Origin of the sequence: Noviherbaspirillum sp. (assembly GCF_035944575.1) — a bacterium.
GTDB lineage: Bacteria > Pseudomonadota > Gammaproteobacteria > Burkholderiales > Burkholderiaceae_D > Noviherbaspirillum.
Genome location: NZ_DASZBA010000039.1, coordinates 1 through 20,814, shown reverse-complemented (window position 1 = coordinate 20,814; position 20,814 = coordinate 1). Strand labels below are relative to the sequence as shown.

20 protein-coding genes are annotated in these 20,814 nt (G+C 60.9%); 3 read left to right on the top strand and 17 right to left on the bottom strand.

Features of this window, described 5'->3' with window-relative positions; translation table 11 throughout:
- Positions 1-113: 113 nt before the first annotated feature.
- On the bottom strand, positions 114-1,997 hold the full coding sequence (locus VGU61_RS02315; protein ID WP_326857484.1) for a sensor domain-containing protein: 1,884 nt from the start codon (positions 1,995-1,997) through the stop codon (positions 114-116).
- A 192-nt stretch (positions 1,998-2,189) separates the two neighbouring features.
- Complete coding sequence (selD, locus tag VGU61_RS02310; protein WP_326857483.1) at positions 2,190-3,248, bottom strand: selenide, water dikinase SelD; 1,059 nt, start codon at positions 3,246-3,248, stop codon at positions 2,190-2,192.
- A gap of 208 nt (positions 3,249-3,456) precedes the next feature.
- Between selD and VGU61_RS02305 the strand changes: the two genes are divergently transcribed.
- From VGU61_RS02305 to VGU61_RS02295, 3 genes are all read left to right on the top strand, one after another.
- Positions 3,457-3,915, top strand: a complete 459-nt coding sequence (locus VGU61_RS02305; protein ID WP_326857497.1) for a (2Fe-2S)-binding protein — start codon at positions 3,457-3,459, stop codon at positions 3,913-3,915.
- An 11-nt stretch (positions 3,916-3,926) separates the two neighbouring features.
- Complete coding sequence (locus VGU61_RS02300; RefSeq protein WP_326857482.1) at positions 3,927-4,949, top strand: XdhC family protein; 1,023 nt, start codon at positions 3,927-3,929, stop codon at positions 4,947-4,949.
- Positions 4,950-5,368: 419 nt separating this feature from the next.
- On the top strand, positions 5,369-6,457 hold the full coding sequence (locus VGU61_RS02295; RefSeq protein WP_326857481.1) for a hypothetical protein: 1,089 nt from the start codon (positions 5,369-5,371) through the stop codon (positions 6,455-6,457).
- Between the two features lie 514 nt (positions 6,458-6,971).
- Here VGU61_RS02295 and VGU61_RS02290 read toward each other — a convergent pair.
- The 15 genes from VGU61_RS02290 to VGU61_RS02220 form a co-directional block, all read right to left on the bottom strand.
- Complete coding sequence (locus tag VGU61_RS02290; RefSeq protein ID WP_326857480.1) at positions 6,972-7,268, bottom strand: hypothetical protein; 297 nt, start codon at positions 7,266-7,268, stop codon at positions 6,972-6,974.
- A 111-nt stretch (positions 7,269-7,379) separates the two neighbouring features.
- Positions 7,380-8,984 (bottom strand): ATP-binding response regulator, encoded by a 1,605-nt coding sequence (locus VGU61_RS02285; protein ID WP_326857479.1) that lies wholly within the window; start codon positions 8,982-8,984, stop codon positions 7,380-7,382.
- 2 nt (positions 8,985-8,986) lie between these two features.
- A complete protein-coding gene (locus tag VGU61_RS02280; protein ID WP_326857478.1) occupies positions 8,987-9,439 on the bottom strand; it encodes a response regulator in 453 nt (150 codons plus the stop codon).
- Entirely contained in the window at positions 9,439-11,256 is a 1,818-nt protein-coding gene (locus VGU61_RS02275) for a sensor histidine kinase (RefSeq protein WP_326857477.1), read from the bottom strand. Before VGU61_RS02275 ends, VGU61_RS02280 begins: the two co-directional genes overlap by 1 nt.
- A gap of 218 nt (positions 11,257-11,474) precedes the next feature.
- Entirely contained in the window at positions 11,475-11,987 is a 513-nt protein-coding gene (locus VGU61_RS02270) for a DUF421 domain-containing protein (RefSeq protein ID WP_326857476.1), read from the bottom strand.
- Between the two features lie 9 nt (positions 11,988-11,996).
- The gene (locus VGU61_RS02265) at positions 11,997-12,497 is read right to left on the bottom strand and encodes a hypothetical protein (RefSeq protein ID WP_326857475.1); all 501 of its coding nucleotides are present in this window, start codon (positions 12,495-12,497) and stop codon (positions 11,997-11,999) included.
- 187 nt (positions 12,498-12,684) lie between these two features.
- Positions 12,685-13,125, bottom strand: coding sequence for a DUF3305 domain-containing protein (locus VGU61_RS02260; RefSeq protein ID WP_326857474.1), 441 nt, complete (start codon positions 13,123-13,125; stop codon positions 12,685-12,687).
- A gap of 42 nt (positions 13,126-13,167) precedes the next feature.
- Positions 13,168-13,935 carry a hypothetical protein gene (locus VGU61_RS02255; protein WP_326857473.1) on the bottom strand — a complete coding sequence of 256 codons (768 nt, stop codon included), beginning with the start codon at positions 13,933-13,935 and terminating at the stop codon, positions 13,168-13,170.
- A gap of 38 nt (positions 13,936-13,973) precedes the next feature.
- Positions 13,974-15,056: a formate dehydrogenase subunit gamma gene (locus VGU61_RS02250; protein WP_326857472.1), complete on the bottom strand. Its 1,083-nt coding sequence runs from the start codon at positions 15,054-15,056 to the stop codon at positions 13,974-13,976.
- A 13-nt stretch (positions 15,057-15,069) separates the two neighbouring features.
- Positions 15,070-15,297, bottom strand: a complete 228-nt coding sequence (locus tag VGU61_RS02245) for a hypothetical protein (RefSeq protein WP_326857471.1) — start codon at positions 15,295-15,297, stop codon at positions 15,070-15,072.
- On the bottom strand, positions 15,294-15,995 hold the full coding sequence (gene fdh3B / locus VGU61_RS02240; protein ID WP_326857470.1) for a formate dehydrogenase FDH3 subunit beta: 702 nt from the start codon (positions 15,993-15,995) through the stop codon (positions 15,294-15,296). The genes VGU61_RS02245 and fdh3B overlap by 4 nt, the downstream gene beginning before the upstream one ends.
- A gap of 10 nt (positions 15,996-16,005) precedes the next feature.
- Entirely contained in the window at positions 16,006-18,882 is a 2,877-nt protein-coding gene (locus VGU61_RS02235) for a formate dehydrogenase subunit alpha (protein ID WP_326857469.1), read from the bottom strand.
- An 11-nt stretch (positions 18,883-18,893) separates the two neighbouring features.
- Entirely contained in the window at positions 18,894-19,100 is a 207-nt protein-coding gene (locus tag VGU61_RS02230) for a formate dehydrogenase (protein ID WP_326857468.1), read from the bottom strand.
- A gap of 179 nt (positions 19,101-19,279) precedes the next feature.
- Positions 19,280-19,939 (bottom strand): TorD/DmsD family molecular chaperone, encoded by a 660-nt coding sequence (locus VGU61_RS02225; protein WP_326857467.1) that lies wholly within the window; start codon positions 19,937-19,939, stop codon positions 19,280-19,282.
- A 170-nt stretch (positions 19,940-20,109) separates the two neighbouring features.
- Positions 20,110-20,814, bottom strand: a 705-nt coding sequence (locus VGU61_RS02220; RefSeq protein ID WP_326857466.1) for a 4Fe-4S dicluster domain-containing protein, incomplete at its 5' end; no start/stop codon positions are given.

Below are 20,814 nucleotides of genomic sequence, written 5' to 3'. Positions count from 1 at the left end.
GAGCTGCGCATTGCATGCCTGTTCCTGTATGCCGCATTTGAAGTTCGGGCTGACAGGAGGTTTGGTATTGTTCTGTTCCGGTATATTGCATTTGGTACCAGCGCAGCAGGGCCTCAATGCGCTTTGACCAGCGCGCCTTCTTTGAGAAGAACGTCGACCGCTTGCGCTTCGATTGGCCTGCTGTAGTAGAAACCTTGTGCAAGGGCGCAGCCATTCCTGGCAAGAAAGGCGGCCTGGTCAGCCGTCTCCACACCTTCGGCGATCACCTTCAGGCGAAGGTTGCGTGCCATGACGATGACAGTGCTGACAATGGCGGCGTCGCTTGCATCCTGCCCGATACCGCTTACGAATGAGCGATCTATCTTGAGGGCGTGAATCGGGAACCGTTTCAAATAAGCAAGACTGGAATATCCGGTTCCGAAATCGTCGACCGACAATTGCACACCCATATCGAACAGGCGCTTCAGTGTGGCGGTACTTTCTTCGCCGGGCTGCATCAGTACGCTTTCCGTGATCTCGAGGTCCAGCGCATTGGCGGGCAGGCCGGTGCGTGTCAGTATGGCCTGCACCTGATCAGCGAAGTCAGGTTGCAGCATCTGCCGTGCGGACAAGTTGACGGCGACGCAAAGTTCTTCATGACCCGCATCGCGCCAGCATCGCAGCTGGCTGCACGCTTCCTCCAGCACCCATTCTCCGATCCGCGTAATCATGCCGCTTTCTTCCGCGATGGGAATGAATTCGAGCGGCGGCACGAAGCCGCGGCCGGGATGCCGCCAGCGAAGCAAGGCTTCGAGGGAAACGATCCTTCCTGTGGCGATATCCACCTGCGGCTGATAGTGCAACTGGAATTCGCCTTTCGGCAAGGCCATTCGCAGCCGGCTTTCGATCGACATCCGCTGCTGGGCGGCCTGGTCCAGCGCCGGTGTGAAAAACTGGAAATTGCCGCGGCCCTTGGATTTTGCGTGATACATCGCGGTGTCGGCGGCACGCATCAGCGCTTCGACGCTGTCGCCGTCATCCGGGTAGACGCCGATTCCGATGCTGCCGCTGGTATGCAGATCCATGGCGTCCATCATCAGCGGCTGCTCCAGCGCGGCGAGGACCTTCTGCGCGAGTGCCGCGGCCTGGTTGCCATTCTCCAGTCCGGTGACGCATATGACGAATTCGTCGCCCCCCAGCCGCGCCACGGTGTCGCTCTTGCGCACGCACTGCTTCAGCCGGTTCGACACCTCGCACAGCAAGCGGTCGCCGACGATGTGGCCAAGCGAATCGTTGATGTGCTTGAAGTTATCCAGGTCGACGAACATCAGTGCCATTGAATGGCCGGCACGGTCGGCCTGAGCGATCGCCTGGGTTACGCGATCCTGCAGCAGGGCCCGATTCGGCAGGCTGGTGAGCGCATCGTGCAGCGCCATGTGGCGAATGCGTTTTTCGGTTTGCAGAAGCTGCTCGTGCGCTTTCTTCAGGCGACGGTTGGTTTCCAGCAGCTGGTCGTTGGTTTGATGGAGTTTTGCGGTGCGATATTGCACCAATAGCTCGAGGTGTTCACGGTGCTGACGCAGCTCCGCCTCGTCATGCAGCCGGTCGGTGATATCCCTGACCACCACGACCAGGACCTTTTCGACATCGGGCTTGCCGGTGCTTTCGTCGGACTCGGTGTGAACGATGCTCGCCGACAGCGCCACATTGCGGATTGCACCTTCGCGATTTTTCAGGCGCGTTTGGAAATCCTGTACCTCGCCGGAAGGCTGCAGCGCTTCGACAAAGCGGGTGCGGTCGGACGGATCGTTCCAAATGCCCAGTTCCAGCGACGTTTTACCGATAACATCGGCCCGACGCTGGCCGGTGAACCGTTCGAAACCCGGGTTGACGTCGATATACAGGCCGTCGGAAAAACGGCTGATGGAAATAAAGTCGGGTGAGGAGTAGAACACGCGACGATAGGTCTCGAGCTCCGCCAATGAAGCGGAAGGCGCTTTTCCGGACTTGCTCTTCACTGTGTAACGTCTCCTGTTGGGCGGCATCCCGAGCGGACAGCTTGCTTGAACCGGGTTGGGTCGGGATACGCGCCGGCAGACATCTCCGGCCAGCTCGACGCGTCGGGAGAATGTAGCATTAATTTTTAATGCAGTAGAGAAATAATTGGCCGTTGTTGTTTGGCCGACAGTCCAGGTCGGTTGTTGCCTGGTTCAGGCAATAACCTCGACCTTTGCGGGTCCGTCGACCATTTCGCCGATTACCGCGGCGCCCGCAAAGCCTTCGCGCCGGAACAGGTCCAGGACCGCATCCACGGCTCCGGGAGCGCATGAGACAAGCAGGCCGCCGGATGTCTGCGGATCGGTCAGCAATGCCTGTTCGACGGACGAGATGCCCGTGCCGAGTGCGACGTCTTTCCCGTAGCCGGCCCAATTGCGCGCGGACGCGCCGGTGACGCACCCGGCTTCCGCGAGCCGCCGGACTTCGGGCAGCAAGGGAACCATCGGCATATGAATGCGGGCGCCGATCCCCGCGCCGCGCGACACTTCGAGCAGATGCCCGAGCAGGCCGAAACCAGTGACATCGGTCAAGGCATTGACACCCGCCATGTCCGACAGGAAGCGGCCTGGTTTATTGAGCTTCGTGGTGCTGGCGATCATGGCGGCGTAGCCGGCGTCATCAAGTCGGCCTTTCTTGAGCGCGGCGGAAAGCACGCCGACGCCCAGCGGCTTGCCGAGCACCAGTTTGTCCCCGGCTTTCGCATCCGCATTGCGCCTGACTTTGTCCGGGTGCACCAGTCCGAGCACGACGAGTCCGTAAATCGGCTCCACCGAATCGATCGTATGGCCGCCGGCAATCGGGATGCCGGCTTCAGCGCAGATCGACTCGCCGCCCTCCAGGATCTTGCCGATTACCGATACCGGCAGCTTATCGATCGGCATGCCAACGAGCGCAAGCGCCATGATCGGGGTGCCGCCCATGGCGTAAACGTCCGAAATGGCATTGGTAGCGGCGATGCGGCCGAACTGATAAGGATCGTCGACGATGGGCATGAAAAAATCAGTGGTGGCGATCAGCGCCTGCTCGTCGTTGAGGCGATAGACGGCGGCGTCATCAGCTGTCTCGATGCCCACCATCAGTTCCTTCGGAACCGGAAAACCCCGGGTGTTTTTCAGGATATCGGCCAGCACGCCCGGTGCGATCTTGCAGCCGCAGCCCCCGCCGTGAGAGAAAGAGGTAAGCTTGATGTGGTTGTCGGTCAATGTATTCATGGATGTTTTTGCAAGAGAACACGGCGTATCGCGCGCCGGGAAGCATTTCGATACCGGATTATCCTCCATGGCGGCAGGGTATGCCGGACCACGGCGGGCGAAGTGGTTTCTGTCGCCTGTTGCATCGAAAAAGTACAATGTCCGGACCGCGGTAGAAAACGGATTGCCCGTCACCGCCCGGAAAGACAAGAAGGAGGAGGGGGACGTCATGGTTACACTCAACATCAACGGCCGCGACATGCAGGTGGACGCGGATCCCGCCACGCCCGTCCTGTGGGCGCTGCGCGATAACCTCAACATGACCGGCACCAAGTTCGGCTGCGGCGCCGCCCTTTGCGGGGCTTGTACCGTGCACCTGAACGATCAGCCGGTCCGATCATGCGTAACGCCGATTTCTGCCGCCGCAGGCCAGCAGATCACCACCATCGAAGCGATAGTAAACGACAAGGTCGGCAAGGCGGTGCAGGATGCCTGGATCAGGCACGATGTACCGCAATGCGGCTACTGCCAGAGCGGCCAGGTGATGAGCGCCACTGCGCTGCTGCGTACGAACAGGAAGCCGTCCGATGCCGATATCGACGCCGCGATGAGCGGAAACATCTGCCGCTGCGGCACCTATCAGCGCATCCGGGCCGCAATCAAAACCGCCGCCGAAACCCTTGCCTGAACTGCGATTCCATGGATAGCGTTGACCTCGAAGTCCTGAAAGCCTGCAGCCGCTGGTTAAACGAGGGCCGCGGTTGTGAACTCGTGACCGTTATCCGTACCTGGGGCTCCAGTCCCAGGCCGGAAGGCGCGATGCTGGCGATCCGCGATGACGGTCTTGTGGTCGGCTCCGTATCCGGCGGCTGCATCGAGGACGACCTCATCGACCGCGTGCGCCGGGATGGCATCACCCGCACGCATCCGGAACTCGTCACCTATGGCATCAGTGCCGACGAGGCGCACCGGTTCGGGCTACCCTGCGGCGGTACGCTGCAACTGGCCATCGAACCTGTGTCGGCGCGCAGCGCGATCGATGCGTTGCTGGAGCGCCTGGCACGCCATCAACTCGTTGCACGCAGAGTCGATCTCGCCACCGGCGACACCCGGCTTGACCCCGCCGCGCCCGGCATGACGATGCAGGTTTCCGATAGCACCCTGACCACCATACATGGCCCGCGCTGGCGCCTCCTGATCATCGGTGCAGGTCAGTTGTCCCGCTTTCTCGCCCAGATCGCGGTCGGCATGGATTACCAAGTTACCGTCTGCGACCCGCGGGAAGAATACCGGGATGCATGGCCGGTACCGGAAGTGACGATGCTGCACGCGATGCCGGACGACGCGGTCCTTGCCCTGAAGCTGGACAGCCGCTCCGCGGTGGTGGCGCTGACGCACGATCCGAAGCTCGACGACCTCGCGTTGATGGAAGCCCTGAAGTCCGAAGCGTTCTATGTCGGCGCGATCGGCTCCCGGGCCAACAATGCGAAGCGGCGTGAACGATTAAAGGAATTCGATCTCGGCGATGCCGAGCTGGCAAAGCTGCGCGGCCCGGTCGGCCTGTATATCGGCAGCAAGACACCTGCGGAGATCGCGATCTCGATCCTGGCCGAACTCACGGCCGCGAAGAACGGGGTGACGCTGCCCGATACCGTCCGTGTGGCCGCGGCCAAGGAAGCGCGGTATCCCGCTGCACCGGATTCCGGCTGCACGGTTCGATAGTGATACCGACCACGCCAACGAACAAATTCACGTTCCGACACCCCGCAGCAGCGGCAGGCCCGACACAGCCCGGCAAGCCGCTGTCCAGAGGCCGTTGAGCATTGTTGAGCCTGCAGTCGCCGGGACTGCGTGTGCCGCCGCCGCACAGCGTGATCGGGTCTGCCCGCCGTTATCTCTGTATCCCGCAGGGGCGCAAAGCGATATCTGATGCGGGTTCCCGAGGATTGGCCATCCATTCCGGCGCCATGTTTTTGTGCCGACTATGCGCGCGATCCGGCTTGGTGAACACAACACCCTGTAACTGGAATTTTGTCACTGGCCCAAGATGGAACTGACGGCAGGTTTTCCGCCACTCAGTTCGAGCTGGCAATTTTGACAGGTTCGGTCAGCATTTTTGTTCAATGCAAAGGTGGTAGACCATGACGATATCCAGTAAATCGATTCCATTCACGCCCAGTGTCGGTATCAACACGCTCGAAGCGATCACGCCGCCGCTGAAAAAGAACGAGGCTGCCGTACCGCTTCCGGCGTCATCGAGCGACCAGCCGGTCCGCAAGCGCCCGGGCGGCGCGGAAGCGCAACTGCGGATGCAATCACCGCTCTCGATGGCGATCACGGCATACGCGCATGCTGCCCGCCACGCGGGCAATAGCGGCGAAAAAATTCAGGCGAATGAGAAAGAGTTTAGGTTGCTGAATGCCTGGCTCGCGACGGGCCAAAATGCCGCCCCGGCGAAGGATCTGACCAGGTTGTTGAGTATTCCGGACTTTCTGGAAGTGGACCGGGTAGTAAAACACTTCCATCTCAAGGGAGGGTTCCCGGTGCCGGGCAGGGACATGGATGGCGCCCGCAGCGCAGTCAAGCAATTGCATGCGATGGTCTGGGGGCCGGGCCTCGTCGACCTGCATCCCGGAATCTCCGAGCTTCAATGCGATGCTCTCTCGCTGCTGGACCAGTGGCTGAGGGAGCCGGAGCCCGGGAAACCTGCACCGGGAAGATCTCTTATCCGCCTCCTCGATGAATCCAAGCAGTTCGACGATCTGAATAGGCAGGTATCCCTGTTCAGGAACTTGGCCGAACAGCGTTGGACACAGAACTACCTCACACCCTTTTTCGTGAAGAGCCTGCACGAACTGTTCCATCAGCAGCCGCAGCAACCGGACGTTGCCCGGCTTGTCGGTCACCAGAATGCCACCGGTACGCACGACTTCGTTCTCAAGCAGCTTGGCGCAATCGCCGGTGCCGCCGGGAATGGCGGCTCGTCGAAGGGGAGCACGGACGTTGGTGCCGCAACCGCGGCGGTCGGAGGTGGCGCGCATCAGAAAGCGGGACTACACGCGGGGTTCAGGAAACTGCGCAATGTCGAGCCGGCGGGCTATCGCTTGCCGGCAAAGGACCCGGATGAGGTGAAGGCGCTCGACCCATTGCGCGATCTGCCGGTAAGCTTGGGCGAATCTGTGATCGACTCCGATCACGCTATCGCCGAAGACGGCACGGCGCTGCGGTGAACGGCGCGCGAGCCTCGCAATCCTGTCTGGCCGCACCGCGCCGGTTTCAACAGGATTCAGCGCTGTATATGGAGCTAACGTGTCGGACCAAACGTAGTGGACCAAACGCGGACGCAACTTTTGGTGAGTGAAGTGACCGAACAGGCCCGGGTGGTGCGACTGGAGTTGGCAAAAGAAATCAGATCATAGATTTTTACCAACAGATTTTCACTGTCTTTCTCCGGCGCGCTGATGGATGGGGCTCACCGATAGACGCCTGCACTTCTCCTCCAGCTTTTCGATGAGCTTTTCATTGAGGCAGATGCTGCGGAGATAAGAGGAGCCCCGGCCCGCCCGAGGGGAGGAGGGCCGGTGGCAGGCTCGGTGCCTGATATTGCGTTGCCCAGCGTGAAGCAGGGAATGTTCGACAGTTGTCAGATATTTCCCCGTTGGGCATGTTGGTGTTCAGGACATCCGCGTTCTGTAGCAGAAAATTCTTATCGCCTGCATCCAGTTGTTAGCCCACTTTGACGAATTAACGACTGCCGTCCAGAGCCTGCTGGACGTTATTGCCGCCGGTCAGAGAATTGGCGTTCTGATTCAGGAAATTCTTATCGCCTGCATTCAGTGGTTCGCCCGAATTGCATTTGGCGACAATGGAATTCATGGTCGGATCATTCTGCAACCCCGCACCGTTCGCGAGGTTTCCCATGAAGTTTCCTGCCTGTTGAGGCTGCATCATGCCCAGCATCGACAAAACTTGTGAAATCGGATCCATGCCCATGCCGAAACCGATACCGGACATGCCGGGTTGTTGTGAAATTGAAATCATGATTGCTCCTTTAGAAAATTAAACAAGGCCCATACCTCATACTTCATAGATATGAGCCTATCGATAGGTGGCGCACCTCATGATTTTCGTTCCATTTCACACCGGCACAACTCAATCCTGCCGCCGTCCCGGTCGTTTCGTCAGTGATAGGACGACCGCGATCAATTCGCCCGGTTCGACCGGCTTGACCAGATGTGTATCGAAGCCGGCCAGGAGCGCTCGCTCGCGGTCCTGGCCACGCGCGAATGCGGTGACCGAGCAGGCGGGAATGTCGCGGTTGGGGCCGGGCAGCGTCCGGACTTTTTCGATCAGGCTGAAGCCATCCTCCTCGGGCATGCCGATGTCCGAAAGAAGCACGTCGTATGCTTCGGCCGCCAGCAACTGCAGCGCCTGAGCCGCGCTGCCGGCGGCCACGACATTGGCGCCATAGACACTCAGCACCCGTTGAATGACATGCAGCGTATCGGCGTCGTCGTCAACCGCCAGCACGCGCATGCCTTTCAGGCCGTCGTAGGCCGGACTGCCGTCGCGGGTGTTTTCCAGTTCCTGCACATCCTGTTCGCGCATGACGGCCACCGGCAGGCGGACGGAGAAGCGCGCTCCTTTTCCCAATCCTTCGCTGAATGCGCTTACCGTGCCGCCATGCATTTCCACCAGGCTCTTGACCACCGACAGGCCGATGCCGAGGCCGCCGTGGCGGCGCGTCGAGCCGGTGTCGCTCTGCCGGAAGCGGTCGAACATATAAGGCAGAAAGGCGGGGTCGATACCGATGCCGCTATCCTTCACCGAAATTTGCATGCTCGATGCAACCCGTTCCAGCGACACCTGAATAGTGCCGTTTTCCGGCGTGAACTTCACCGCGTTCGTCAGCAGGTTCGAGATTACCTGCTGTATGCGCGCCACGTCGCCGCGGATCGGCGGCGGCATCGGATCGAGCTGCAGCGTGATCCGGATCGATTTCGGTGCCGCCAGCGGCTGGACTGCATCGATCGACGAACGCAGCGCCGACAGGATGTCCATCGGGCCGAGATCGATGCGAAGGGTGCCGGAGATGATGCGCGACATATCGAGCAGATCGTCGATCAGTTTCGCCTGGGCGCGGGCGTTGCGTTCGATGACGGCGAACGCCTCCTTTTCCTGTTCGCGTGTCAGACGGTCGAGCTGCAGCATATGCGCCCAGCCGAGGATGGCGCCGAGCGGCGTGCGCAGTTCGTGCGACACGGTCGCCAGGAACTCGTCCTTTAGGCGGTTGGCGCGTACCGCCTCCTCCCGCGCGAACCGTTCGCGTTCCAGCAGGTCGCGGATATGCATCTCTTTGGTGACTGCTTCCCGCCGCGCCGTTGCAAGCGCCAGCGCCGTCTTCACCGCCGCCGGCAGCTTTGGAAATTCCTCCTTGCGCTTCACGATGTAATCCGACAGGCCAAGCTTCATGCCCAGTGCGCAGGTTTCCTCGCTGCCGGTGTTGGTGAACATGATAACCGGCCTGTCCGGGTACTTTTCCTTAAGCCTCTTCAGCACCGTGATGCCGTCACTCCATCCGAGCCTGAAGTCGGTTACCGTGCAATCGAAGGGCTCGTTGATCAGCCTTTCGAAGTCGACGGCCGTTCCGGCTTCGGCGAAGATCGCTTGTGGAATATCCTTGCTGACCGCGCGCCTGGCGAGTTCCCGGTCGTCCGGGTTGTCGTCCACCAGCAGGATGCGGATTTTTTCCTCCATGTTCAACCTCTCCCAACATTTGGCGGCTGCAGATTGTGGTTCAGCCAATAAGTCCCCGCGATCTTGAGCAGCCGTGCGGTCTCATCGGGATTCAAGGGTTTCTGCAGATAGGAATTGGCGCCGAGGGCGTAGGCCCGCTCCAGGTCGCTCGATTGCGTCGAGGTCGTGAAGACCACGACGGGAAGCGTGGCGAGCGTCGCATGGGAGCGAATCCAGCTCAGCACTTCGAGCCCGCTGCGTTTCGGTAGTTTCAGATCCAGAAGCACCATGCTGGGCACCGGATGTGCGCTTTCGTCCTGGAAGCGGCCGATGCCGGCAAGGTATTCGATCGCTTCCTCGCCATCCCTCGCCACCGACATGGGATTCGTCACGCCGGCTTTCTTTAATGCCCGCTGCACGAGAATGATGTCGTCGTCGTTGTCTTCCACCACCAGGATGCTTTTATCGTTGCCCATCACGCCTCCGTTTCCATCGCGGGCAATTCCACCCAAAACCGCGATCCGTTGTTGACGACAGACTCCACGCCGCACGCGCCTCCCAGCCGCCTGGCTGCCTTGTCGACGCTTGCCAATCCGATACCGGTGCCGGGGTATTCATCCTGTCCATGCAGCCGTTCGAACGGCCGGAAGATTCGCTGAAGCTGCGTCTCCGGGATTCCGATGCCGTTGTCTTCGACCCATAGGCGGATGCACCCGGATGCGTCGGTTCCCTCGCCGCAGGCCCGTCGTTCGCTCCAGATCCTTACCATCGGAACCGTGCCTTGGCGGACGAATTTCATGGCATTGGTCAGCAAGTTCTGCAGGATCATCACGCAGGCGCCGTGATTTGCCCGCACTGCATGCAGGGGGGCAGCGACCTGCAGTATCGCCTGCGAGTCGTCGATCTGCGTTGCGACCATCGCCCGGGCGTCGTTTAGCGCATCGTCCATCCGTACCAGTTCAATCCGCAGTTCGGTCCTGGACAGGCGGCCGTAGGAAAGCAGGTCTTCGATCAATTGCTCCATCCGCGTCGCCGCCCTGGAGATACGGTGGAGATAATCCTTCCCGACCTGATCGAGAACCGTTTCATAATCTTCGATGACGGCAAGCGAAAAACCCTGGATGCCACGCAGAGGCGCGCGCAGGTCGTGCGCCACCGTGTAACTGAATGCCTCCAGCTGCTCATTCGCCTCCCGCAGGCGCTCGTTCACTTCGGCAAGTTCCTGCGTGCGTTCATTTACCCGTCGTTCCAGCGACTGATTCAAGCGCCGGACTTCGCTTTCGGCATGCTTGAGCATCGTCACGTCCGACAGGACACCGCATATGCCCACCAGCTGTCCCTTATGATCGCGCAGCGGAACCTTGATTGCATAAAAAATGCGCGTGCCAACCGGCCCTGTGTGGGTTTCCTCAAACTGGACGGCAAGGCCCTGTTCCAGCAACAGCCCGTCCTTGGCCGTCTTTTCCCTCGCGCTTTCCTCTGAAAACAGTTCATGGTCGGTCCTGCCTATCGGATCAATATCCGTTTCCGCATACTGCTTCCGGAAAGCGCTGTTGACCAGCATGTACCGTCCCTGCGGATCCTTGAGATAAATGACTGCAGGCGAACCGTCAATCACTGTACGCAGCAATTGCTGCGCATTGGAAACCTCCCGTGCTGCAGCGATGCGGGACAGGGCATCCGCGCGGACCCTGCCGAACAGGAAGATCAAAAGCCCGATATCCAGAAGTCCGCCGATCGCCGTCGCCTGATATGCGCGTGCAGCGCTGCGGTTGACCTGTCTTGTACGTTCGCTTAGCTCCCGCAGTTCCACTTCTTCCATCACCGCTACTTCCGCGCGGATGCTGTCCATCAATCCCTTGGCCGATTTTGTCAGCACAATTTTTTGCGCGGCGGGAAATCCTTCTTCCTTTCGTACCCGGATGCTTTCCTCCAGAACGGCCATTCGCTTGCGTTCCAGGGCTGAAATGGTTTCAAGCCGCCGCAGTTGACCCGGATCGTCTGCCAGCCCGGTTCGCAGCCGCTGGAAGGTGGCCGGAAGCCTGGCATTTCCTTCCCGGTAAGGTTCCAGATATTCTTCCAGTCCGGTAATGACATAACCCCGTTGACCGGTTTCCGCTTCGACTGCCCATCCCACAAGGTTTCGCAGCTCAATGGCGACGGATCGGGCTTCCGCTTCTTCCCTGTAGTTGGTGATCAGCTCGTGAATCGCAAGGTAACTTACGACAACCGTTGCGACGAAGGTTGCGATTGTGAGTGCGAACGGGACAGCCAGGCGTCTCAACTCCTTCATTCAAGAGCTCGTCCACGCGGCGATATTTTCCATCTGCCCATCTACCCATCTTTCCAAAGCGCATACATCGTTCAAAACCGCTCTTTCGGTCAGAGATGTGTCGTTTGTGAAAAGTTCGATAACAGGATTTGCAGAACATCATGCGAGAGTAGTGCGGCGGCGCTTTGCAATTTGCAGCAAGGCGGCTAGTTTTATTGCGCTGTGCAAACAGCTTTTTATCAATTTCCAGCCTTCCCCAACCGCTTCAGCGCAGACTCGATTCGCCGGTCCAGCATTTCCTCGACATTCGGTTCGACAGGAATAATCGATATATTTCCGGTGGTTTCCAATACCGCATATTTAATCTGGCCGATGTTTTCCAGCCCCTGGCTCGATCGCGCGGCCTGCAGGATGTCGCTGTGGGTGATGCGGCTTTTTCTGAGATGCTCCTCCACCAGCTTGCCGTTATCGACCAGTATGACGGGCACGCCTTCGGCAATCTTTTCGATGAAGCGGTATCTCCGTTTCAGGATGGACAGGCCGAGGTCCATCATCACGAAGGTGAGGATGACCGCCATGCCCATTACTACCGATTTATCATCATCCACCAGCGCATTCTGGATCGCCTCGCTCACGATCAGGAACAGGATGAAGTCAAACGCGGAGAGGTCGCTCATTGAACGGGTCCCGAGCAAACGGAACAGCAGAATAAGGACGAAGTAGATGCCGATGGCCCGCAGGACAAGTTCCATGGTGCGCTCCTAGGGATAGATGAACTGGTTGAAATGATGGGGCTGCCGCCCGTCAACAGCGATCCATCCTTCCAGCTTCCCGATGCCCTCGGGGCTGAAGTGAATTGCTGCCTCCATCATCTCGGACGGGCGGGTGTCGAATACGAGCACGATGCCGTCCTGGCCGCTGCTGGAACGGACCGGCGTCGGCGTGATGTCTTCTATTCGGATTTTCCGTACATATTCGCTGCTTATCTTGACCTGCATGCTTTCCGATCGTGCCTTGACGGCGAGTTGCAGCTTGTCCGGCGTATGGTTGCGGACGAAGCGTTCGTAGTCGAGCCGAAGCATGCCGTCCGCCGATTTCTCCGAGATGGTGCTGAGGGGGCCGCCGCGACCGAACAGGCCCAGCAGGATGGCGAGGAGCAGCACCGCAAGCAGCACCCAGGCAATGCGTTGTATTACCCACTCGCGGTTCTGCTGCCGCATGTCGCTGTCGATCTGCAATCCGGGAAAGTGCTGTTGTTCCATGGCGGTCTCCTCGGCCAGGTGATTGTCGGGAAATTCTGCGAATGCCGCACGCATGAACGCGACCGGCGAACGGACGCGTGTGCCCAAGTGGCGCGGATATTGTCGTTGTCGATACGGTCAGGGTGGCCAATTGCCCCGGTGGAGAGTGCCGGGGCGGCGGGGAAGGCGGTATTGCGGCAGGAATGCCTCACCCATGCTGCCGCCCGCGATGTGGGCGGGGCTGGTAGTGTGTGCGCAGATACTCCCCCAGCCACGCGTGAATGTCGGACGGCATCGGAATGCCGTCGGTGGCGTCTCCGGAATCAAGCATGCGGGTGCCTTCGGCATAGCTTGCCGAGGCAACGGACGGGATCGCCCGCTCATCGATCATCCGCCACATGACAAATATTTTGGGTTCCGGCGCCGCCCAGTTTTCGTAATAGCCATCGTCCTCGTCGCGGTGCAGTTCGAGTTGCAGGCCGGAGACCAGGTAAAGTTCCTCGTCCTCCGTCCGGCTCAGTGGCTGCAAGGGCGCAAGTCCGCCCGGATCGGCGACGACGGCGACGGCCGACCAGGCCGTGTCGGCCCAGCGGTGTCTGACTGTTCGCCGCTGCATGATCACGGCGATCGGTATCCGGTCCATCAGCATGGGTAGTTCCGTTTGATTTGCATCGTTCGGGATAGGCAATGGTTATTTGCCCTTTTTTGCCGGGTCCTTGACGTCGGGACTTGGCGGGGCGGTGTCGTGCTTTTCGCTGCGCACCGGCGCGTTCGCTGCCGCGTCGCCGAGGCGTCCGCCCGGCTGGCCGGAAGGGCCGGCCTGTGCTTCCGACGCCTTGATGCCGGGCACCGCGGCCACCGGCGTCGGCGGGTAGGTTTCCCAATCATTTGCCTTCGCGCGGCTGCGCCAGCGTTCGGCGACCTTTTCCATCGATGCGGCCAATTCCTGCTTTTCCTGTTCCGCTTTCGCGGCGGCCTGCTGCTTCTTGATTGCTGCGGCCTGCTGCTCGGGTGTTTGTCCCGGCACGCTCGGCACGGCGCCGCCGGGCGCCGGTGCAACCTGGGTTGCCGCAGCGCCGCTCGTCGTGCCTCCCATTGCCGCACCGCTGGTCGTTCCACCGGACCCTTCGGGAATGCCCGGCGTGCCGCTGACGCCGCCGGTCGGCGACTGGCCGCGCACTGCTTCCTGTCCCGCATTTGCACCGGCGGCACCCGGTTCCTTCGGTGCCGCCGGTGCGGCTACCTGAGCAGGAGTTCCGGCAGCCTTGGTCGCGCTGCCCGACTGAGCCATCACCTGACCGCTCGTAGCGCTCCCCGCCGACACCTGGCCGGGAAAGCCGGTCTGCTGGACATTGCTGCCGGCCGTGGAGCCGGTGTTGTCGCAGCCGCCCGCAAATGCCGCAACGGTGATCCAGGCAACCACGCAGGTTGCAGGCTTGATATTTTGGCGTGCTCGCATGGTGTTCACTCGCGATAGGCATTTCATTATCGGGATGGTCAGGCGCGGGGATGATGCGGCGCCGCGCCATGCGGGAACCGATCGTCCGGCGGCGGGCCGTTGACCACCTCGTTGTACCAGATCTCATGGTGGGAACGCGCCCACTCCTCGTCGACATGGCCTGTGCGCATCGCCTGGTAGGCGCCCGGCGTTCCCCATGTGCCGATATAGATGTGGCCCATAGAAGCAACGATGTAGAGCGTGGCGCTCGCGATGTGCAGATAGTCCGCCATCTGCAGCAGGTAGCGCGTGAGGCCGATGTTCGCACCGACGTTTTTGAAATAGGGGAAGTTCAGCATCAGCCCGGTGATCGACACCAGGAGGCCCAGCAGGGTGACGCCGCCCCAGAACCAGATTTTTTCGCCGGCATTGAAGAAGCCGGCGGGGATGTGTTCATGTTTCACCAGTCCGCCGCCTTTTTTGATCCATTGCCAGTCCCAGCGGCGGAAAATGTTCTTTCGCAGGAAGGTTACGAACATCGCGATCGAGCAGAGGATGAACAGCGGCCCGACGAAGTTGTGCGCATACTTGGACAGCAGGGCGAACCAGTAGAAGACCGAGTGCCCCATCCATGGCAGCAGGATCTGTTTGCCGAACAGGATGATCAGGCCGGATATGGCCAGCACGATGAAGGTGATCGCGGTCGCCCAGTGCACCAGCCGGTCCCAGGCGGAAAAGCGCTGTATCTGGCGTCCCGAGCCTCCTTGTTCGGCTGCGGGGCCGACCGCCCGGTAGAAACCGAAGATCAGCAAGGGCACGACCAGCAGCAGTGTTCCGGCTATCGTTGCGATCGGGCCGTTGCGCAGGTTTCGCCAGGTGTTGCCGCCGCGCTGCAGTATCACATCCTGTTCCGGCATGTAGCCGGGAGGAATGATGAAGTGCCGATCGAAATGGTTGCGTCCTGAAGCCGAGGAAGAGAAACCCGGCTCGGGAAGTCCCTGCTCGCTCTGCAGGATGGTCTGCTCCTCGGCGTAGGCAGGTACGGCGCTTTCGTGCGGCACGGCGGCGATGGCCGATGCGGCCGTCAGGATGACGAATACGACCATGAGCCAGAACCTTGGCCAGATGTGTGCGGAATGCATGATGAGGCTCCGATCAGGGGTGGGTCCGCTCGTATTCGTTCTGCAGGTGGTTGCGGTTGGTGAGCGCCGCGTTCCATGCCAGCCGGTCGTTATGGAAGTAAGCCTGCTGCGGCAGGTCGTCCGGCTTGTTGTTGTATTCGCCGTTGCGCCACACCGGGTACTGGTCGATTTCCAGGCAGCCGCTCAATAACAACGGCAGCAGTGCCGCCGCGAGCAGGGCGGGTCGTCGCAGGTGTTTCATGTCGGAAGCTTTCGTGGATTGTTCTGGCTGGCGCCGGGGATCTGGTTGGATCGGTGGCCATTGCCGTCCCCGTTTCCGCTGCCATTGTTGTTGATATCCGTGCCGTTCCTTCGTTTTTCGTAGGCGATGTCCCAGCCCCAAAGTTCAGGCCCGTAGCCGCGCGTGTCGACCCGCTGCTTGTAGATGTTGGCGATGATGTTGGCGTCGCCGCCCAGCAGCGCCTTGGTGCCGCATTGTTCGGCGCAGGCCGGCAGCTTGCCTTCGCTGATGCGGTTGCGGCCATACTTCTTGAATTCGGCCTCGGTGTTATCCGGCTCGGGACCGCCGGCGCAGAACGTGCATTTGTCCATCTTGCCGCGATGATTGAACGCGCCGGTGTCCGGAAATTGTGGCGCGCCGAACGGACACGCGAGGTAGCAGTAACCGCAGCCGATGCATTTGTCCTTGTCATGCAGCACGATGCCGTCTTCGGTGTGGTAGAAGCAGTCGGTCGGGCATACCGCCATGCAGGGCGCATCGGTGCAGTGCATGCAGGCCACCGACATGTAGTGTTCGCCCGGCACGCCATCGTTGATCGTCACCACCCGCCGGCGATTGACGCCCCAGGGTGTTTCGTTTTCGTTCTTGCATGCCGTCACGCACCCGTTGCAGTCGATGCAGCGTTCGGTATCGCAGATGAATTTCATCCGGGCAGCCATCTGGCGCTCCTTATGTTCTGACAACCCGGCACAGGGACACCTTCGTCTCCTGCATCATGGTCACGATGTCGTAGCCGTAGGTCCAGCCGGTGTTGGTGGCTTCGCCGAGCACGATGGGGGCGGCGCCCTCCGGATAGTTCTTGCGCAGGTCCTCGCCCATCCACCACCCGCCGAAGTGATACGGCATCCACACCACGCCCTCCGGCACACGCGGCGTCACCATCGCCAGGATCTTCAGGCGCGCTCCGGTCGGCGTTTCGACCCAAACGAATTCAGCGGTCTTCGCGCCGATCCGTCTGGCGTCGGTCGGACTGATCTCGACGAACATCGCCTGCTGCAACTCTGCCAGCCAGGGATTCGACCGGGTCTCGTCGCCGCCGCCTTCGTACTCGACCAGCCGGCCCGAGGTCATGATGAGCGGGTAATCCTTCGAAAAATCCTTGGCCTGTACCGATTTGTACAGCGTCGGCAGGCGCCAGAACGCCGCCTTGTCGTCATAGGTCGGATACTGCTCGACCAGATCGCGGCGCGGCGACATGAGCGGCTCGCGGTGCACCGGCACCGGGTCGGGGAAATTCCAGACGTTGCAGCGCGCCCGCGCATTGCCATAGGGCGCGCAGCCGTGCTTGATGGCGACGCGGATGATGCCGCCGGAGAGGTCGGTCTTCCAGTTCTTGCCGTCGGCCAGCGCCTGTTCCTCCGGCGTCAGTTCGCTCCACCACCCGAGCTTCTTCAGGAAGACATGGTCGAATTCGGGGTAGCCGGTATCGATCTCGCTGTCCTTCGGCGTCGAGCCGTCGGCGGCGAGCAGGCTGTCGCCCTTGTATTCAACGCCCCAGTTGGCGCGGAAGGGCAAGCCGCCCTCGGAAATCGGCTTCGACAGGTCGTACAGGATGGGTGTGCCGGGATGCTTCATTTCCGGCGTGCCCCAGCATGGCCAGGGCAGGCCGTAGTAGTCGCCCTTGCAGGGGCCGGACTCGGCCCGCAGCGTCGACGGATTGAAGGTGTGCTTGTTATGCATGTGCAGCTTCAACCGTTCCGGCGAGCAGCCGGTGTAGCCGATGGTCCAACAGGATCGGTTGATCTCGCGCAGGATGTCCTCGATCACCGGCTCGTTATTGACCACTTTGATGTTTTTGCACAGCTCGTTTGCGAAGCCGAATTTCTTCGCGAACAGGTACATGATTTCGTGGTCGGTCTTGCACTCGAACAACGGCTGTATCACCCTTTCGCGCCATTGGATGCTGCGGTTCGATGCGGTGCAGGACCCCTGGGTCTCGAACTGGGTGGTGGCCGGCAGCAGGTAGACGCCGTCCTTGCGGCCGTGCATGGCGGCGGTCATGGTGGGGTAGGGGTCGATCACCACCAGCATTTCCAGCTTCTGCATCGCCGCCTTCATGTCCGGCAGGCGGGTCTGGCTGTTGGGCGCATGGCCCCAGTAGATGACGGCGCGCAGCGGATTGGGCTGATCGACGAAGTCCTTGCTTTCCAGCACGCCGTCGAACCAGCGCGACACCGTCATGCCCGGCTTTTCCATCAGTTCCTTGGACCCGTAGCGCGATACCAGCCAGTTGTAGTCCACACCCCATACGCTTGCAAAGTGCTTCCATGCCGGTTCGGCAAGGCCGTAGTAACCGGGAAGCGAGTCGGGATTGGGGCCGACATCGGTTGCGCCCTGCACGTTGTCATGGCCGCGATAGATATTGGCACCGCCGCCGGCGATGCCGATGTTGCCGAGCGCCAGCTGCAGGATGGACAGGGTGCGCACATTTCCGGTGCCGACGTGGTGCTGTGTGATTCCCATGCACCAGACGACCGACGACGGCTTGTTCTTGGCCAGCATCTCGGCCGCCAGCCGCACCGCGGCTTCCGGCACGCCGGTAACGTTCGATACTTTGTCGGGCGTCCATTTGGCGACTTCCCTGCGCACCGCATCCATGCCATAGGTGCGCTGGGCGATGAATTCCTTGTCCTCCCAGCCGTTCTCGAAAATGTGCCACAAGAGACCCCAGACGAACGCGATATCGGTGCCGGGGCGGATGCGGACATAGTGATGGGCGAAGCGGGCAGTGCGGGTGAAGCGCGGGTCCACCACGATCATCTTCGCGCCGAGCTCCTTCGCATGCAGGAAGTGCAGCATCGAGATCGGGTGCGCTTCCGACGGATTGGAGCCGATGAACAGCACCGCCTTCGTGTTGTGCAGATCGTTGAAGGAGTTGGTCATCGCGCCGAAGCCGAAGGTCTGCGCGACGCCTGCGACGGTAGTGGAGTGGCAGATGCGTGCCTGGTGGTCGGTGTTATTGCTGCCCCACATCGACACGAATTTGCGCAGCAGGTAGGCCTGCTCGTTGTTGTACTTGCTCGACCCGATCCAGAACACCGCGTCCTGCCCCGCCTTCTCGCGGATCTGCAGCAGCTTGTCGCCGACTTCGTTGATTGCCTGGTCCCAGCTGATGCGCTGGTATTTTCCGTTCACCAGTTTCATCGGATAGCGCAGGCGGTGTTCGCCATGGCCATGCTCGCGCACGGATGCACCCTTGGCGCAGTGAGCGCCCATGTTGAGGGGCGAATCGAATGCGGCTTCCTGCCGGACCCAGACGCCGTTCTGCACGATTGCGTCCACCGAGCAGCCGACCGAGCAATGGCTGCATACCGTGTGCTTCAGCTCCGCCTTGCCACCGCCGGCGGTGGCGACGCTTTCCGCCGCGGCGGCCGGCTGGATGACGTTCAGCGGAAGATGACGCGCCAATATGCCGGCACCGGCAGTCACGCCCGCGCGGATCAGGAAGCCGCGCCGGTTGAGAGTCGCGGTCGCGACCTGGTTCAGGCCCCGGCGCAGTGAACCATTGGTAGAGCCCGCGCTGCCGGATTTCTTCACGAGGGTCATGGCGGTCGTTCCTAGATGTAGGCCGCGGAGCGGTAGTACTTACGGATGTGTTCCGTTTCGTGGTAGCCGGTGCTGGGCGGTTCGGATTCGGCCGCCGCCGATACCTGCGGCGCGACGGGTTGCTGCCTTGAGAGCAGCGCGCCGACGGCTACCGCGGGCGCGCAGACGGCTGCGGCGAGCAGGGTGCGGCGTTTGGTGTCGAGAATGGATCGGGGCATGGTGATTGTCCTTGAATGAAGCGGAGGGGAGTGAGGAGCGACGATAAAGTTGGGGGATAACGGTAAAGTGCTTGCCTTTTCCACCGTAAGGTTTTCTCTCCCTCGCAGGGGAAAGGCAGGGGCGTCCGGCGTAGGATGGGGCGGCCCGCGCAGGGGGCGAAGGTTGTTAAGCCTTTCGACTACCCATCCACCACATCTTCCATCTCAAACGCCAAGACCTCCACATCAAAAAACGCCTCCGCAAAATCCGCGACGTGACGGTAGAAATTCGCACTTTGCGCGGTCCGGATATCGTTCAGGCACCGCCCGTACCACGGTGCGATGTGCCTGATGAAAAAACCTTTCTGTTCCTGCACGGTTCGCCTCGCCGCACCCTGCGGGCCGGTGATCAGGACGTGCATCACCTCGCACAGCGCGCCCAAGTGATCCTCCGATTCTCCGGCTCCCGGAACGCGCCCCAGGCCGAGCACCGCCAGTTCCGCCCGTAGCGCGGCCAGCGGCTTTTCCATCATGAAACCGGCGAGATAAAGCGAACCATATGGATTGATCAACGGCATGCCGGGGCTGATGAACAGCGCATCGAATTCTTCCCGGACGGCATCCGTTTCCATCAGCCGGGCGGCAAGGATGAATTCTTCCCAGGCAAAGTCGAGCGGATTGTCTTCCTGCATGGACGGCAAGGAATCCGCACTGGCAAGCGCCGAGAGCAGGGTGGCGTCGGGAGGGCGAAGAAGCAGAGTGGCAACCAAGGCGTAGAGATCGGCACGCGCCTGGTCTTCCGTCGACAACGGATAAGTCAACGTGTGTAGAGCGATGGTTGCCTGTTCGATTGAATTCATGTCTGCAAATCGGCAGTGCTTGTGCGCCTGCCTCGCGTCATTAACGATAAAGCCTTGATCCTCTTATTAAGCATTGAAGCGCGCGGACAGCAGACGTTCCATGGCGGGCGACGAAATCCGCGCTGACCTCGGCAATATTTGTCGAAGATCAAAAGCGCACAGGCGATTCATCATCGCGGGCGTTCCAGGCTGCTGATTGCCGTCGGGCGGGTGCCCATCATGTCGACCACCCGGCAGTCGCCGCACATCTTCAGACGATTCAGATTCCCGGCGAACGCACTGTGGCCGGCGAGTTTCGCGAGGATACCCTCCACCGATTTAATAGTGCCGATCGGCTTGCCACAGCATATGCAGTTGAACGGTTCGGTTTCGTTCAGGACCTGGGGCTGTTTCGCCTTGTCGGTCATCGCGAGGCGCGGCACGAGCGTGATTGCGTCTTCAGGGCAGGTCTTCACGCACAGGCCGCACTGCACGCAGTTCCTTTCGATGAACCGAAGCTGCGGACGGTCGGATGTGGTCATCAGTGCCGACGCCGGGCAAGCGCCGGTACATGCCATGCAGAGCGTGCATGCATCCCTGTCGACGGCGAGCGTGCCGAACGGGGCGCCTTGCGGCAACGGAATGACGTCATTCCTGGCCGGTGCCTGCCGGTGCAAATGGCCGAGCACGAAATCGAGGCTGTTGCGTTTTTCCGCGAACAGGTTGAAGGCTGCGGCGGCAGGCGCCTGCCCCGGCCTGAGCCGCTGCAATGCAGCATCGAGTTGATCAGGCGTTCCTGCTTCGATCAGCGTGGCATGAACGCCAGCATAGCCCCACCCGGACAGAATATGTTCGGCGATCGATAGCTGCTGCTTCAAGGCATCGATATATTGAGG

Coding starts and splice junctions, on each gene's coding strand:
- VGU61_RS02230 (WP_326857468.1), bottom strand. CDS start 19,100: ATGCCCCGATCCATTCTCGACACCAAACGCCGCACCCTGCTCGCCGCA.
- VGU61_RS02300 (WP_326857482.1), top strand. CDS start 3,927: ATGGATAGCGTTGACCTCGAAGTCCTGAAAGCCTGCAGCCGCTGGTTA.
- VGU61_RS02280 (WP_326857478.1), bottom strand. CDS start 9,439: ATGGGCAACGATAAAAGCATCCTGGTGGTGGAAGACAACGACGACGAC.
- VGU61_RS02295 (WP_326857481.1), top strand. CDS start 5,369: ATGACGATATCCAGTAAATCGATTCCATTCACGCCCAGTGTCGGTATC.
- VGU61_RS02305 (WP_326857497.1), top strand. CDS start 3,457: ATGGTTACACTCAACATCAACGGCCGCGACATGCAGGTGGACGCGGAT.
- VGU61_RS02235 (WP_326857469.1), bottom strand. CDS start 18,882: ATGACCCTCGTGAAGAAATCCGGCAGCGCGGGCTCTACCAATGGTTCA.
- VGU61_RS02245 (WP_326857471.1), bottom strand. CDS start 15,297: ATGAAACACCTGCGACGACCCGCCCTGCTCGCGGCGGCACTGCTGCCG.
- VGU61_RS02290 (WP_326857480.1), bottom strand. CDS start 7,268: ATGATTTCAATTTCACAACAACCCGGCATGTCCGGTATCGGTTTCGGC.
- VGU61_RS02285 (WP_326857479.1), bottom strand. CDS start 8,984: ATGGAGGAAAAAATCCGCATCCTGCTGGTGGACGACAACCCGGACGAC.
- VGU61_RS02250 (WP_326857472.1), bottom strand. CDS start 15,056: ATGCATTCCGCACACATCTGGCCAAGGTTCTGGCTCATGGTCGTATTC.
- VGU61_RS02255 (WP_326857473.1), bottom strand. CDS start 13,935: ATGCGAGCACGCCAAAATATCAAGCCTGCAACCTGCGTGGTTGCCTGG.
- selD (WP_326857483.1), bottom strand. CDS start 3,248: ATGAATACATTGACCGACAACCACATCAAGCTTACCTCTTTCTCTCAC.
- VGU61_RS02265 (WP_326857475.1), bottom strand. CDS start 12,497: ATGGAACAACAGCACTTTCCCGGATTGCAGATCGACAGCGACATGCGG.
- fdh3B (WP_326857470.1), bottom strand. CDS start 15,995: ATGGCTGCCCGGATGAAATTCATCTGCGATACCGAACGCTGCATCGAC.
- VGU61_RS02260 (WP_326857474.1), bottom strand. CDS start 13,125: ATGCTGATGGACCGGATACCGATCGCCGTGATCATGCAGCGGCGAACA.
- VGU61_RS02270 (WP_326857476.1), bottom strand. CDS start 11,987: ATGGAACTTGTCCTGCGGGCCATCGGCATCTACTTCGTCCTTATTCTG.
- VGU61_RS02275 (WP_326857477.1), bottom strand. CDS start 11,256: ATGAAGGAGTTGAGACGCCTGGCTGTCCCGTTCGCACTCACAATCGCA.
- VGU61_RS02225 (WP_326857467.1), bottom strand. CDS start 19,939: ATGAATTCAATCGAACAGGCAACCATCGCTCTACACACGTTGACTTAT.